This window comes from Methyloprofundus sp. (assembly GCF_965251085.1).
Lineage (GTDB): Bacteria > Pseudomonadota > Gammaproteobacteria > Methylococcales > Methylomonadaceae > Methyloprofundus.
Window position 1 is genome coordinate 514,665 of the sequence record NZ_OZ252594.1, and the last position, 15,248, is coordinate 529,912.

The following is a 15,248-nucleotide window of genomic DNA, read 5'->3' on the forward strand; positions in this document are numbered from 1 at the left end:
AAGTGATTAAAACTCATAAGCTTAAGCAACACTTTCCTCAGTTACTTTTTGCCTTGACTATATCCATCTAATCTGCCAACATAAGCATGGATAATTTAATTTTTGCAGGCAGGCAACATAATGACAACAGCTATTACCCAACCCCTTACACTTTCTGCTCGTTATTTTTCTAAAAAAGAACTCGCCTACGTTCAGCAAACCGTTAACACGTTCCCCAACTTAAGCCTGACCGAACTTGCCGAAACGCTATGCGAACATTTGCACTGGGTCACGGCAAAAAAACGCAATAAAATTAATGCCTGCCTAAGCGCCTTAGCTAAGCTGGAAAAATTGGGCTATATCAGCTTACCGGTAAAACGCGTTCAAAAGAAACGCGAATCAAAACCGATCATCTGGACATCACAATCGGTTCCTGGTGTACCTATTGAATGTGAGCTCAGTTCCTTGGGGCCTATAGAATTAGAGGTTGTCACAGATAAGGCGGATGTCGCGCTTTGGAATGAGCTCGTTGATCGGCATCATTACCTGGGTTATCGTCATCCTATCGGTGCGGCCTTAAAATACTTTATCATCTCCAATACACCGACACGACAAATCCTGGGTTGCCTGCAGTTTTCAGCCTCTGTCTGGCACCTGGCTGACCGTGATCACTGGATTGGCTGGCAAACGAAAGATAGGGAGCAACGCTTAAACCTGATCATTAATAACACCCGTTTTTTGATTTTACCCTGGGTCAAAGTCAAAAATTTAGCCAGTCACGCCTTATCTATCGTGACTCGTCAAATTGCAGATGATTGGGATAAAACGCACGCTTACCGCCCCGTCTTGATTGAAACCTTTGTGGACACCACGCAATACCACGGCACCTGTTATCTCGCTGCTAATTGGTCACATATCGGCGAAACCAGTGGCAAAGACTGGCAAAAGGCGACGGATAATAAAGAGGGCACCATTAAGAAGTTGTTTGTTTTTCCGCTTAATCCACACTTTAGAGCCGTATTGAAAAATGAACCTGTCAGCCAAAAAAAATCGATCATTGATGACGACTTTTTAAACTTATGGGGCAAGGTTGTCAATATCATCTCTGAGGTGGCTCTTGCCTACGATGCCACCTGGCAAAAACGCAAACGGGTGATAGACTCATTATTACTGGTTTTTCTTATTTTTCGCCTGGTTTTTTCAAAAAACACACAGAGCTATGGCACCACCATTACCGAATTCTGGCACAATTGCCATCGGATGAAGTTTCCCTTGCCCCAAAAACAAGCCATTTCAGCCTCATCCTTTACCGAGGCACGTAAAAAACTGAATGAATCCATTTTTATCGAGTTGAACCAGCGCATTATCCAGGCCTGTCCTGAGAAAACATCAGAACGCTGGTTGGGACATCGCCTGTTTGGAGTGGATGGTAGCAAGATCAATCTGCCCCGAGAATTAATCAAAGCAGGTTATGCCACACCACAACAAAACAGCCATTACCCACAAGGCCTGCTCAGTTGCTGCTATCAACTTAAATCAAAAATCCCCTATGATTTTGATCTGGTCAGTCATGGCAATGAACGCAAGTGTGCTTTGGCGCATTTACAAACACTAGAGCCAAATGACGTTTGCGTCTATGATCGCGGTTATTTTTCTTACGCCTCTTTATCCCAGCACATTCAAGCGGGCGTACACCCTGTTTTTAGAATGAAGAGACACGCAGGAAAAGCGATTGATGAATTTATCGACAGTGATAAAACGGATGAGATCATTACCCTGATGCCAACAAAAGCGCGCCAGAGAGAGATCAAAAAAGAATTTCCTCAGATGATCTTTGTACCGCTAAAGATACGTCTCATCAAATATGTCATTGATGGCACGAGTTACTGTATTGGCACCACGCTAATGGATAAGCAATACACCATTGATTCGTTGAAATCGGTCTATCATGATCGCTGGGGCATTGAGGAGCTTTATAAAGTGAGTAAAAACCTGATTGAGGTTGATGATTTTCATGGGCGCAGTGAGCGCACGGTCAAACAAGAACTGTACGCTCACTTTGTGTTGATCACCATGAGTCGACTCTGCGCGAGTGCCTCTGAGTATTTACTGGCGAGTTTGCTGAATCTTCCTGTCGATGAAGAATCAGAGGCAGAGCAAACCATTCAGGTGAACTTTAAAAATACATTAACGACCGTAGCCCGACATCTTGAGGAGATTTTGTATGCACCCAGTATATACATCAATCAAGTGATGACTGAGTTGGTTTGTTCAATTTCACGTTACTATCACAAGAAAAGGAAGGGGCGTCATTACGCAAGAGAATCGAAACAGTCAGCACAGCAATGGAATACGCGGAGAAATAGCGCTTGATTTTTTAACATAAGAATGTGGGTTGGGTTGAAGTTTATCTGATTCTTAACCGAATAGGAGTGTTTCTTAAACGAATGACATTGGGATCGTAGGGGGGGCTTGCGGAAACGTGATGTATGGTCAATGGCTATTTGCTACTAATCTGGAAACAGAGGATACCATGGATAAACTATTGGCCTAAGCCTGCGCGCGCCGTATTTCTACCCCGACCGCCTATTTCTACGCCCCCGTATCGAGTACGGGGCAGGCTTTGAAGACAAACAAAAATCCTACGCAATATGGGTGGGTTATTTATTGCGCGTTGCCTAGGTCGTCAGGGTCTGCGACAATCTGTCACATTATATTTTTGAAATGTTCTGTTATTATTAAGTTAACTCTTGAGAATTAATTTTCTTTCCAAACAAGAGTCATTTGACAATTTTTACGCCTGGTATTTGCTTGCCGGGCGTTTTTTTTGCCTGACGGTTTGGTTGCGAAGTTCCGGTTAATTTGCTTGTCTTTATATTAGAAGGGAAATGCTTTTAGCCTGGCAAAATCGGTTGAACGCGGATTTATAGTGCAAGTTATTGATTTATTATAATACTTTAAAAAAATATTAGCTTCACCCATAGGTTAAGTAGGTATTTTTTTGAAGTGCTTGGAATCAAGAGCTTGTGCTAGAAATTGTGGGCAACTGATTTTTTTAGGATTCTTTAGATGCGACAAACTGTCGCGCGACAATATGCCACATTTTCAGCGAGGCTTAATATGGATAGAATAGCTGCAACTCTTAAATAAACGAATCTTACCTCCCTATGATTTTGTCGAGTTTTTAATGCATTTAACTACCAAACTAGTTAAGTGCATTTTTTTTGCCTATTGCATTCTGCGTGATTTGTCTAGGGTATTGATTGACTTTACATTACTACACGGTAAAATTATGGGTTGTTCGATACATGCCAGGAAGGCTAATCTAATACTATACTTCTCGCTATAAGAGCCTATTTTTAGCTATGCGAAGTATAAGTATCTTAAATAATATAATTTTATAAAAGTAGGAAGCTATTTAATGAGCCATACCTTATATGAAGCAAATACGCAGCGTGTACATCGTTGTGAATTAGCCGTGCCAGGATCAAATCCAGAAATGTTTGAGAAAGCATTGAAAAGTGGCGTGGATGTCATTTTTCTAGATCTGGAAGATGCCGTAGCACCTGATGATAAATTGCAAGCACGTCAAAATGTTATTCAAGCCATCAATGAACTGGACTGGGCTGGACATGGCATTACTGTTTCCATACGCATAAATGGTCTGGATACTCAGTATATGGTGCGTGATGTTGTTGATTTAGTCGAGCAATGCGGGGAAAAAATAGACACCTTACTTATTCCAAAGGTAGGTGTGTATAGTGATGTCTACATGGTCGAGTCTATGCTAAATCAGCTAGAAATGCAGCAAGGCATGACTAAAAAAATTGGCATTGAATGCTTGATTGAAACAGCACTTGGTATGGCCAATGTTGAAGATATAGCTAAGCAAGGTGCGATTGGTGGTCGTCTGGAAGCTCTGCATTTTGGGGTTGCTGATTATGCAGCTTCGAATCGTGCCAGAACAACGAATATCGGTGGCTTAAATCCAGATTATCCAGGTGATCAATGGCATTTTGCTATTAGTCGTATGACGGTTGCTTGTCGTGCTTATGGCTTACGTGCGATAGATGGTCCTTTTGGCGATTTTAAAGACCCTGAAGGCTTTAAAGATGCAGCGAGAAGAGCAGCAGCTTTGGGTTGTGAAGGGAAATGGGCTATTCATCCATCGCAAATTGCTTTGGCAAATGAAGTTTTTACGCCACCTGCATCCGAAGTAGAAAAGGCTAGGCGTATATTGGCGGCTTTAAAAGAAGCAGCCGCACAAGGTAGAGGTGCTGCGGCTTTAGACGGTCGTTTAATCGATGCGGCGTCAGAAAAAATGGCAAATAATGTGGTGAGTACTGCGCTTGCTATTGCTGCAAAAGCTTAAAATAAATAGAATTTGAAAAAGGTCGCTTTTGCGGCCTTTTTTTGTTGAATAATGAAATAGTTTTTAAAGAGGATGCGATGGATATTCATGAGTATCAAGCGAAGGAAATATTAGCAGGCTATGGGGTAAAAATTGCTGAAGGTGGGCTTGCTTACAGCCCTGAAGATGCAGTGCAACGTGCCCGTGAAATTGGCGGCAATGTCTGGGCTGTTAAGGCACAAATCCATTCGGGTGCTCGGGGTAAAGCAGGCGGTGTAAAAATCTGTTTTAGTCATGAAGAAGTAGAGGCCGCTGCTGATGGCATGCTGGGAAAGCGCATGGTAACGCATCAGACAGGTCCTGCGGGCAAAGTTTGTTCGCGTTTATATATAGAGGCGGGTACGGATATAGCTAAAGAGCTGTATTTTAGTTTTCTGGTCGATCGGGCACACGAGCGTATTGTCATGGTTGGTTCAGCGCAAGGCGGGATGGAAATTGAAGATCTAGCTGAGAACAATCCAGAGGCGATTAAGAAAATTCATATTGATCCGGCTGTTGGTTTATTAGACTTTCAGGCACGTAAAATGGCTTTTTCACTAGGCCTGGAGGCCTCGCAAATTAGTCATGCTGTGAAATTTATCACCGGTTGCTATCGTGCTGTGCGTGAGTTAGACGGTAATATGCTGGAAATTAACCCGCTGGTGGTCACTAAAAGTGGCGAGTTAATCGCGTTAGATGCAAAAATGGGCTTTGATGATAATGCTCTGTTTCGTCGCCAGAAAGTATCAGAATTACGCGATAAAACTCAGGAAGATGCGCGTGAAATGGCCGCTGCTGACCGTGGCTTAAGCTATGTGGGTCTGGATGGTGATATAGGTTGCATGATTAATGGTGCAGGCTTGGCTATGGCAACTATGGATATGATTAAACTAGCCGGTGGTGAGCCGGCTAACTTTCTGGATGTGGGCGGTGGTGCTTCTCCGGAGCGAACTGAAAAGGCCTTTCGTCTAGTGCTGGCTGATGAGGGTGTTAAAGCCATGCTGGTAAATATCTTTGCCGGTATTAACCGTTGTGATTGGATAGCTGAAGGGGTGGTGCATGCGGTTAAAAAAATCGACATGCAGATTCCTTTAATTGTACGCTTGTCAGGAACTAACGTGGAAGAAGGGCGTAAAATCATTGCCGACAGTGGCTTGCCGATTATTACTGCAACGACTTTAGCGGAAGCCGCTGAAAAAGCAGTACAGGCACGTAATGAGCAAGTAGCAAAAGAAGGAGCGGCATAATGGCGATTTTAATTAATAAACAAACGCGCATGATTGTGCAGGGCTTTACCGGTAAAATCGGTAGTTTCCATGCGCAAGATATGATCAATTACGGCTCTCATGTGGTGGGTGGAATTACCCCGGGTAAAGGTGGCCAAATACACTTGGACCGCCCCGTGTTTAACACCGTTAGAGAGTCGGTTGAACAAGTGGGTGCTGAAGCTAGTATTATTTTTGTGCCGCCGGCCTTTGCAGCAGACTCCATTATGGAAGCGGCGGATGCGGGGATTAAATATTGTGTGGCGGTTACTGATGGTATCCCTACCCAGGATATGATGAAGGTTAAACAATATTTGCGTAAATTTCCTCTAGAAGAGCGCATGATTTTGACCGGGCCAAACTGTGCAGGTACTATAAGCCCAGGACAGGCTATGCTAGGTATTATGCCGGGGCATATTTATAAGCAAGGTGTTGTAGGTGTTGTAGGCCGTTCAGGAACATTGGGTTATGAAGCCGCAGATCAAATGAAAGAGCTGGGTATCGGTATTTCAACTTCAGTTGGTATTGGTGGCGACCCCATTAATGGAAGCTCGCATCGAGATATTTTTGCAAAGTTTGAACAAGACGATGATACCAAAGTGGTATTGATGATTGGTGAAATCGGTGGTTCTCAGGAAGTTGAGGCAGGCGTGTTTGCCAACGAGCAGATGGGTAAGCCTGTGGTTGCTTATATTGCCGGTTTGACAGCTCCGAAAGGTCGTCGAATGGGGCATGCTGGTGCAATCATCTCTGAGGCTGGAGAGGGTGCAGCAGAAAAAGTAGAAATGTTGCAGGATCTAGGTGTAACGATAGCTCCAAATCCATCTTCTATGGGCGAAACAATTGCAAAAGTGTTAGCAAAATTGTAAAAATATTTTTATGTTTTAGCATAATCCTAGAAAAATCAGTTGCTCACGGCTTCTAGCGCAAGCTATTGATTCCACAGCACTTACAAAAAATACCCGATTAACCTACGGGTGAATCTAAGATTTTTTGAAAGCACTGTGAAGCCAATGTCTTACACTATAATTCCGCGCCCAACTGATTTTTCTAGGATAATTAGCCGCATCTTGCGTTAAACCTAGAAACCGCGCTCAACTGATTTTTCTAGGTTAAAGTAAGTTGCGGCTTTTTTATTTATACTTCACGCGGTGACGGTTGCGGATTTTATAGCGAGTCGGTTTTTGTTGAGAGCAAGGCGCTGAAACAGGCGCATAGCTAGCTACGCAACTGTTTCAGTAACGCAGCTATCGGCAAAAAACGGCCGCTAGAAAACCGCAACCGTGGCCGTGCGAAGTATAAGCTAATGATTATGGTTCGCACGTTTGTGGATATGTAGCATAAGTGAGGGTTAATGCGTAATATCAGGCTTCTTTCCGTCATGGATCGCATGATGATGAGTGATTTACTGAAAACTATTTTTTCAGTGTTGATCGTTCTAGTCGTCATCATAGTTAGTAGAAATTTTATCAAGATACTTAAAATGGCTGTTGATGGACTTATTTCAACGGAAGCTATTGTGAGTATTCTGGGTTTGAAAATTGTACTGGCGAGTGCAAACTTTATGGTGCCAGCCGTATTTGTCAGTGTGCTCATGGTCTTGGGTAGAATGTACAGGGACCAGGAAATGTCTGCTTTGTCTTCTGCAGGAGCTGGGGTAGGAAGGCTATATATTGCCGTGTTTAAAACCATTATTCCGGTGGTATTTATTGCGGCCTGGATGTCCTTATATGTATCTCCATGGGCCGCTAGTAAGGTTGAGAAAATCATCTTTGAAGAAAAACAGAATATAGGTGTACGCGCAATAGCTGAAGGCAGGTTCAGTGAATACAATAAGGGAAACCTAATCTTTTATGTGGAGAAAATAAGCGCAGATAATGTCATGCATGGTGTTTTTGTACAGAATAAACGTGCCAATGAAGTAGGTATCGTGACTGCAGAGAAAGCTGAAGTGCGCGCAATCAATAATGACTTATATATCGTATTTATCAATGGTGAGCGGGTTCAGGGTAATGCAGGTGAAGTGGACTTTGTTTTGGAAACCTTTGGCGAATATGCCATGCGTCTGGAAAGTAGTACAGGCATTCAGGTAAACCCTATAAGCGGGATAGACACCAGGCGCTTGTTAGAGACTCAGGAGCTGGATGAATTGAGTGAATTGCATCATCGTTTGTCGGTGCCTTTTAGTCTTATTGTACTTGCCATTATGGCAGTGCCATTAGCGCAAGTCAGCCCGCGCAGTGGCGTGTATGGCAATCTGGTGGCAGCATTTTTAATCTACTTTAGTTTTGCCAATTTTGAGAAAGTCAGCAGTAGCTGGATGGTGAAGGGTGAAATTTCAGTGTGGCTGGGGTTTTGGGCCGTGTATTTTCTTGCTTTTGTTTTAATTGTGATTTTACTTGTCAGGCTATATGGTTTGTCCTGGGTCTTGTTGCAACTAAAAGGGAAGCAAGTATGAATGTGCTAGATCGCTATATTATTAAAGAAGTTTTAAAAGGCACATTTATAGCTTTAATAATGCTGTATGCCTTGTTTAACCTGTTTTCATTAAAGGATGAGTTAAGCAATCGTGGTGTTGGCGATTATGACTTAGAGCATATATTGATGTATCTGGGATTAATGATTCCGCATTACTTATATGAGTTAATGCCCTCGGCTGCTTTGTTAGGTAGTCTTTTTGTCCTGGGAAGTATGGCTAATCATCGTGAGCTAATGGCGATGAGGGTGTCGGGTGTTTCGATATTTGGTATTATTCGCTCTGTGATGTTTGCAGGCTTGATACTGGTGACTTTTTCTTTTCTTATCGGTGAATTTGTAGGACCCGAATCAGAGAAAAAGGCAAAAATTTTACGCAGTGTTGCAAAAACAAGGATGCCTGTTGCTAGAACAATACAAGGTTTATGGTTACGCGATGGTAATCAATTTATCTATATTCGGGATATTTATACCGAAGGAGATATGGCTAATATCTATATTTATGAGTTAGATGACGAGCGCCATTTGCAAAAACTCTCTTATGCTAAAAGAGGGCGTTATATAGATAAGGAGCGCTGGTTGTTGAGTGGGGTGCTAACGTCTGTAATTTCCGCTCAGGGCGTTAAACGAGCGCAAATGGATGAAACTATCTGGTCTTCGGTTATAGACCCGGGGGTGGTTGATGTAGTGGTGGTTGATCCTGAAAACATGTCTTTGAGTGATCTGTCAAAGTACATCGGTTTTTTGCAGGAAAACAAACAGGATTCTGCAAAATATGAATTAGCTTTTTGGGCGAGGTTGATAAATCCGTTTATTACCCTGGTGATGCTACTGGTTTCAGCGCCCTTTGTGGTGGGAGTGGGTCGTGGAATATCTTTAGGGCCGCGGATGATGCTGGGAATTTTAATTGGTATGAGCTTTAATATTATTGATAACGCAGTAGGGCAAATGGGTATAGTTTACGGTTTAAACCCTCTGTTTGTAGCGGTGTTGCCAAGTAGTATTATTTTACTGGGCGCGCTTTATGCGATAGGTCGGTTGCGTTAGGCTCAATAACAATAAGATATGACTTTGAGCTTAAATCATGCCAGGTTTTGCCGTCTTTTTGCCATACACGCCAGAAAAAACCTAAGCCGCATGCGAGCCATGAACAACTGGCTGTTAGAAAACGTATCAGTGCCTGTTTCCAGCTAATATCAGCTTGATGTTCGTTAACTAAGCGTAGTTTCCATGCACGTAGACCCAGTGTCTGTCCTCCATGCGTCCAGAACCAGCCATAAAATAGAAAGCAGGCACAGAGCAAGTAGAGGCGGAAAACGATAAAGCTGGACAGAATGCTTACGGTGCCGCCGTTAAGCGTGTGGAATATTGCTGTGGCAAACAGAAGCATGGCAATGACCAGAATAAGGTCATAAAAAAGGGCTGCAATATAACGAAAAAAACCTGGCTTTGCAGGGGATGTAGTTGCGCCAGGTTTACGAGATTTTTGTTTAGCCAATTAAGATTTGAAGATGGCTAGTTTCTGACCTAAGAATAAGCAGTAGGCGATTAAAATAGCAAACATGCCCAGAGCAAAGATAAAAGGTGGCTTATGGAAAAGCAGAATAAAAAGGTCAGATATTACGATAGCTGCTAGAAAAGGATGATCTAGTAAAGCGTTTAAAAGTTTATTAAGCATTGTTGCCCCTAATTTTAAACTCACTTTCATAAGGCTTGGGAGCATGAAGCGAGTGATAAAAGTTTATTTTTAAGATTAATTACGTATCAGCTGATGATTCTACTATATAATTTGTCATTATTGTAAAAATAATATCTCTAGCATATAGGGTTTTTTATTGAAATTAATCTATGCTTAGGGAGATGGAAAGAAATAATCATCCAAACGAAGTAAGCTTGTGTCTCAATAATTTATAATAATGAATTCTGAATTTATTCTCACACTAGGCAGATAAGCTTGTTGATATTAACAGATAGCATTATAGGTTGGATTATAAATACAGCCCATCGTTTAAAAGGCTCGGTACGTCGTATATTCATGGCTGAAACGGTGGAGCTACTAGGCTCAGGTGGTGCAAGTATTGCTGAAGAAAAACTAGGATGGAATAGAGGCACTATCCGAAAAGGACAATATGAACTTGAAACTCAGCCCATAGAAGATAATTTTTCAGCGAGAGGGCGTAATAAAAGTGAAGAGCATTTTCCTCATCTACTTGATGACATAAAAAAAATTGCTGAACCGGAGTGTCAAACGGATCCCTCTTTTAATTCCTGTCGATTATATACCCGGCTAACGGCTAAAGAAGTTAGAAAACGTTTACTGGAGATTGATTATTACGATGAAAAAACATTACCTTGCTCAAAAACTATCAATACAAAATTAAATGACCTGAGTTACCATCCAAAAAAGGTACAAAAAACAAAGCCTCATAAGAAAATCAAGGAAACGGATGCAATTTTTGAACAAGTTCATTCAGTCAATGGAATGGCAGATATCAACCCAAAAGAGATTCGTATATCAATTGATGCCAAAGCAAGAATGAATATAGGAAATTTTTCACGGGGAGGACGAAATCGGGTTTTAACAAAAGCAGAGGATCATGATTTAGATGTTAAGGAAAAGTTAACTCCTTTTGGTTTTTATCTGCCTGAACATGATGATTTTTTCCTTTTCTTTACAGCAGGCTATGCCAGCAGTGATTTCATCGTTGACCGATTGGAAGAAATTTGGCCAGAAATTCAAGAAAAATATGGAGTAGATATTCTGACAATTAACGCTGACAATGGTATGGAGAACAGTAGCTCCAGAACTCAGTTTATAAAAAGGCTTGTGGAGTTTGCTGAAAAAAGCAACATAAAGATAAAACTGGCCTACTACCCTCCTTATCATAGTAAATATAACCCAATTGAACGAGTATGGGGAGCCTATGAAAATCATATTAGTGGCGACATAATGGATACAGTTGAAACAACTTTAAAATTTGCCAAAAGTATGACCTACAATGGCAAAGCACCTATTGTTAAATTAACAGAAAAAATATATGAAACAGGAGTAAAGGTAGGTAAAAAAGCAATGAAGACGTATTATCAGTTTGTTGACCGAATGCCATCGTTGGAGAAATGGTTTTTGACCATTTCTCCTGGTTGTTCTGGATGATTATTTCTTTCCATCTCCCTAAGGTAACGCGCAATAAATAACCCACCCATATTGCGTAGGATTTTTGGTTGCCTTCAAAGCCTGTCCCGTACTTGATACGGGGGTGTAGAAATAGGCGCATAGCTAGCCACGTAAATATTTCTACAACGCAGACGACGGACAAAAAGACTAGCAAGGCTGGATGGTTATTTGTTTTTAGGTGGCTCATGCTGAGAAAGGTTTTTGCGGTAACGGATGGAAGTGGTTAAAACTCATATACTATAAAAATAATAGTCTTGCTAGAAGATGTTAGCAGCCATGTTATGCTTCTTGAATAAGATAATAAAGGAAGAGAAAAATTTTAAGTTTTTTTAAAAAAATAATAAATAAAGCGCAAAGTGTTGAGCAACATGATGTTGAGCCTGAAGTTGAGGCCATAATAACGCCGGGTTTAAAACCGGTCATTTATACTCGCTCTGAACATAATATTTCGCGTAATCAAATTAGTAGCAATGCCCTAAAAGTTTTGTATCGTCTTAAAAATGAAGGCTACGATGCTTACTTAGTGGGCGGTTGTGTTAGAGATTTGTTGTTAGGCCGTGAACCCAAAGATTTTGATGTCGCGACTAATGCCAGCCCAGAACAGGTCAAGCAAGCTTTTCGAAATTGCCGCTTAATAGGTAGACGTTTTCGATTGGCGCATGTGTTTTTTGGTCGAGAGATTATCGAAGTCGCTACCTTTCGCGGTACCAGCGAGCAAGCACAGGATGTTCAAAAAGTTGATCAGGATGGCCGCTTATTACGTGACAATCATTACGGTACTATAGAAGAAGACGTGATACGCCGCGACTTTACGGTTAATGCGCTGTATTACAATATTAAGGACTTTTCCATTGTGGATTATGTCGGTGGAATGGAAGACCACCGTGCCGGAATGATGCGCCTGATTGGTGACCCCGAAACACGCTATCGTGAAGACCCGGTACGAATGATAAGGCTGGTACGTTTTGCCGTTAAGCTGGGATTTTCTATCAATGCCGAATGCGAAAAGCCTATTTTTCATTTAGCCGATTTATTGGCCAATATTCCCGCAGCAAGATTACAGGATGAAGCCTTAAAGTTATTTTTATCTGGCTATGCAGTGGAAACCTTTGAAATGCTAAGGCATTATGGTTTGTTTGCTCACTTATACCCTGTTGCTGAAAAAAGTTTAAGCAGTGAGGAGCAGGGCTTCCCCAAGCTTTTTATCGCTAAAGCGCTGGAAAATACTGATATACGCATAGCGGAAGGCAAGAGCATAGCGCCTTTTTTTCTGATCTCTACTTTTCTATGGGATGCCGTTAAAAGTCAGGCTAAAAGAAATCTGGCAGAGGGTATGCCAGAATCAGTTGCGCTGCAACAAGCCGCCAGCCAGGTTATTTCTCAACAAGTTAAAAGCACCGCATTTCCCAAGCATATGGGTGTAGCGATGCGAGATGTCTGGGGTCTGCAGGCACGATTTAATCACCGTAGTGGTACGCGAGCCTATCGGCTCTTAGGTCACCCTAAATTCAGAGCGGCTTATGATTTTATGTTACTACAAGCAGAAACCGGTGGAGCTGAGCCGGAATTGGCGAGCTGGTGGACTGATTTCCAGGTCGCATCTGAAACGGAACAAAAGAAAATGCTGGAAAGTATTAGCAGGAGCCCATCTAGAAAACGCAGGCGTAAACGTAAACCGAGTGTAAAAAAGCAACAGCATGACGAATGAAATCGCTTATATTGGCCTGGGCAGCAATTTAGCGACTCCCAAAACACAAATAAACACAGCGCAACAAGCCATCAATGGCCTGGAGGGAGTGCTAGAGCTTGCTTTTTCCAGTTTATATCGTAGCACTCCCATGGGCCCGCAAGACCAGCCAGATTATGTTAATGCAGTGATGGCTATAGAAACAGATTTGTCTGCCATAGAGCTATTGCGCTGTTTGCAAAAAATAGAACTGGATCATGGTCGCGTACGTAAGGATGAGCGCTGGGGTGCAAGAACACTGGATCTTGATATACTGCTATATGGTCAACAGATGATTGATCTGCCTGACCTGATAGTGCCTCATTATGGCCTTGCAGAACGTGCCTTTGTGTTATATCCCCTGCATGAAATTGCACCAGAACTCAAAGTGCCTGGGCTGGGAGGCATGGCTGAGTTGATTGCATCCTGTCCTTTAGATGGCTTAGTGAAATTACCCTTATGAGCCAATATTCAAGCATTGCTAAAGCAAAAATTAAAAGCATAGCCGACTTACAGCAGATGAAGCAGGCCGGGCAAAAAATAAGCAGTTTAACAGCTTATGATGCCAGCTTTTCAGCCCTGCTAGACCAGGCTGGAGTAGATGTATTACTCGTAGGTGATTCACTGGGGATGGTGGTGCAGGGTCATGCAAGTACTTTGCCGGTGACCCTGCAGGATATGATTTATCACACCCAACTAGTCAGCCGAGCGCGGCAACAAGCCTTCGTCATTGCCGACTTGCCGTTTATGAGTAGCGCCTCACCCATGCAGGCAGCGGAGAATGCTGCCTTGTTAATTCAGCAGGGTGGTGCGCAAATGGTGAAATTAGAGGGTGCGCGATGTGCAGCGATTGAATTTATGGTGCAACAAGCGATTCCAGTGTGCGCGCACTTAGGCTTATTGCCACAGTCTATTTATCAATTAGGTAAATATGCAGTACAAGGTAAGCAAGAAGATGATGCTGCTAAAATACTCGCGGATGCTATTAAAGTAGAACAGGCAGGTGCACAAATGTTAGTACTCGAGTGTATTCCTGCCGCCCTGGCACAGAAAATTAGCGAGCAACTTTCAATTCCGGTGATAGGTATCGGTGCTGGTGTAGATTGCGATGGCCAGGTGCTGGTGTTATACGATATGTTAGATATTAGTTTAGGTAGAAAGCCTCGCTTTAGTAAAAATTACATGCAGCAGGCAGGCTCAATATTTGAGGCTGTTCAGGCCTATGTGGCTGAAGTAAGAGAGCAGAAATTCCCGGCACAAGAACACAGTTTTTAGCATGAAGTGCATTAAAACTATCAAACAGTTGCGTGCGCAAATTATGCACTGGCGATTGGCAAGAGAGAGCATCGCATTTGTGCCCACCATGGGTAATTTACATGAAGGACATTTACAGTTGGTCAGAGCAGCAAAAGGGCAAGCAGACAAGGTTGTCGTTAGTATCTTTGTAAATCCTGCGCAATTTGATGAGCAGGATGATTTTTCTAATTACCCACGCACACAAGAAGCGGATATAGCAAAATTGCAGTCGGTCGGCATTGATATGATCTTTCTGCCTAGCCCAGAACAAATATACCCTGAAAAAATGCTCACAACAGTTAGTGTAAGTCAGGTGACAGAAAACTATTGCGGTGCTGCACGGCCCGGTCACTTTGATGGCGTAGCAACCGTGGTGTGTAAGTTATTTAATATGGTGCAGCCTGATAAGGCTTTTTTTGGTGAAAAAGATTACCAGCAGCTTTTAGTAATACGTACTATGGTTGCTGACCTGAATAGCCCTGTAGAGATCATTTCAGTGCCCACCTTTCGTGAGGTGGATGGCTTGGCAATGAGCTCGCGGAATACGCATTTGAGTCAGGAACAGCGTCAGCAGGCAGGGCAATTATATCAAGCACTTTGTCAGGCAAAACAGGCGCTTTTTTCGCAGTACAATAGCTATGCTGAAATAGAAGAAACATGTCGCCAAAAATTATTGGGGCAAGGATTTAAGCCTGATTATTTTAGTATTTGTAGGCGCAGTGATTTACAAACAGCAACTGAGAAGGATACTCATTTAATAATTCTGACGGCTGCCCGACTGGGTACAACGCGGCTCATTGATAATATTCAAGTGGACTTGAGTTGCTAGCGCACTCGGTAGAGTGTCATGCTATTACCTTAGTCTTTGGTGAAAAAACTGAGCAAGCCAGCGAGAGCACTAACACCTGGAACTACATATTTCCCCTAGACACATTATCTATG

Annotated in this window: 13 protein-coding genes; 11 read left to right on the forward strand and 2 right to left on the reverse strand. The window is 42.5% G+C overall.

Annotation, left to right across the window (positions count from 1 at the left end; all coding sequences use genetic code 11):
- Window positions 1-120 precede the first annotated feature (120 nt).
- From ACQY3F_RS02500 to lptG, 6 genes are all read left to right on the forward strand, one after another.
- Window positions 121-2,352, forward strand: a complete 2,232-nt coding sequence (locus tag ACQY3F_RS02500; protein ID WP_428353326.1) for an IS4 family transposase — start codon at window positions 121-123, stop codon at window positions 2,350-2,352.
- Between the two features lie 1,048 nt (window positions 2,353-3,400).
- Complete coding sequence (locus tag ACQY3F_RS02505; protein WP_428353327.1) at window positions 3,401-4,351, forward strand: HpcH/HpaI aldolase/citrate lyase family protein; 951 nt, start codon at window positions 3,401-3,403, stop codon at window positions 4,349-4,351.
- Between the two features lie 77 nt (window positions 4,352-4,428).
- Window positions 4,429-5,616, forward strand: a complete 1,188-nt coding sequence (locus tag ACQY3F_RS02510; RefSeq protein ID WP_428357586.1) for a malate--CoA ligase subunit beta — start codon at window positions 4,429-4,431, stop codon at window positions 5,614-5,616.
- A complete protein-coding gene (gene sucD / locus ACQY3F_RS02515) occupies window positions 5,616-6,503 on the forward strand; it encodes a succinate--CoA ligase subunit alpha (RefSeq protein ID WP_428353328.1) in 888 nt (295 codons plus the stop codon). Before ACQY3F_RS02510 ends, sucD begins: the two co-directional genes overlap by 1 nt.
- 512 nt (window positions 6,504-7,015) lie before the next feature.
- Window positions 7,016-8,092: an LPS export ABC transporter permease LptF gene (gene lptF, locus ACQY3F_RS02520; protein WP_428353329.1), complete on the forward strand. Its 1,077-nt coding sequence runs from the start codon at window positions 7,016-7,018 to the stop codon at window positions 8,090-8,092.
- Window positions 8,089-9,156 carry an LPS export ABC transporter permease LptG gene (gene lptG, locus ACQY3F_RS02525; protein WP_428353330.1) on the forward strand — a complete coding sequence of 356 codons (1,068 nt, stop codon included), beginning with the start codon at window positions 8,089-8,091 and terminating at the stop codon, window positions 9,154-9,156. The genes lptF and lptG overlap by 4 nt, the downstream gene beginning before the upstream one ends.
- Here the strand turns inward: lptG and ACQY3F_RS02530 are convergent.
- Window positions 9,113-9,607, reverse strand: coding sequence for an RDD family protein (locus tag ACQY3F_RS02530; protein WP_428353331.1), 495 nt, complete (start codon window positions 9,605-9,607; stop codon window positions 9,113-9,115). The two genes, lptG and ACQY3F_RS02530, sit on opposite strands and share 44 nt — an antisense overlap.
- Window positions 9,608-9,817 (reverse strand): hypothetical protein, encoded by a 210-nt coding sequence (locus ACQY3F_RS02535; RefSeq protein ID WP_428353332.1) that lies wholly within the window; start codon window positions 9,815-9,817, stop codon window positions 9,608-9,610. It lies immediately after the preceding gene.
- A gap of 249 nt (window positions 9,818-10,066) precedes the next feature.
- Between ACQY3F_RS02535 and ACQY3F_RS02540 the strand changes: the two genes are divergently transcribed.
- From ACQY3F_RS02540 to panC, 5 genes are all read left to right on the forward strand, one after another.
- Window positions 10,067-11,263, forward strand: coding sequence for an ISAzo13 family transposase (locus ACQY3F_RS02540; protein ID WP_428352931.1), 1,197 nt, complete (start codon window positions 10,067-10,069; stop codon window positions 11,261-11,263).
- 337 nt (window positions 11,264-11,600) lie between these two features.
- Window positions 11,601-12,992, forward strand: a complete 1,392-nt coding sequence (pcnB, locus tag ACQY3F_RS02545; protein ID WP_428357587.1) for a polynucleotide adenylyltransferase PcnB — start codon at window positions 11,601-11,603, stop codon at window positions 12,990-12,992.
- Entirely contained in the window at window positions 12,982-13,473 is a 492-nt protein-coding gene (gene folK, locus ACQY3F_RS02550; protein ID WP_428353333.1) for a 2-amino-4-hydroxy-6-hydroxymethyldihydropteridine diphosphokinase, read from the forward strand. Before pcnB ends, folK begins: the two co-directional genes overlap by 11 nt.
- Entirely contained in the window at window positions 13,470-14,285 is an 816-nt protein-coding gene (panB, locus tag ACQY3F_RS02555; protein ID WP_428353334.1) for a 3-methyl-2-oxobutanoate hydroxymethyltransferase, read from the forward strand. Before folK ends, panB begins: the two co-directional genes overlap by 4 nt.
- Window position 14,286: 1 nt before the next feature.
- A complete protein-coding gene (gene panC, locus ACQY3F_RS02560) occupies window positions 14,287-15,135 on the forward strand; it encodes a pantoate--beta-alanine ligase (RefSeq protein ID WP_428353335.1) in 849 nt (282 codons plus the stop codon).
- Window positions 15,136-15,248: the final 113 nt, after the last annotated feature.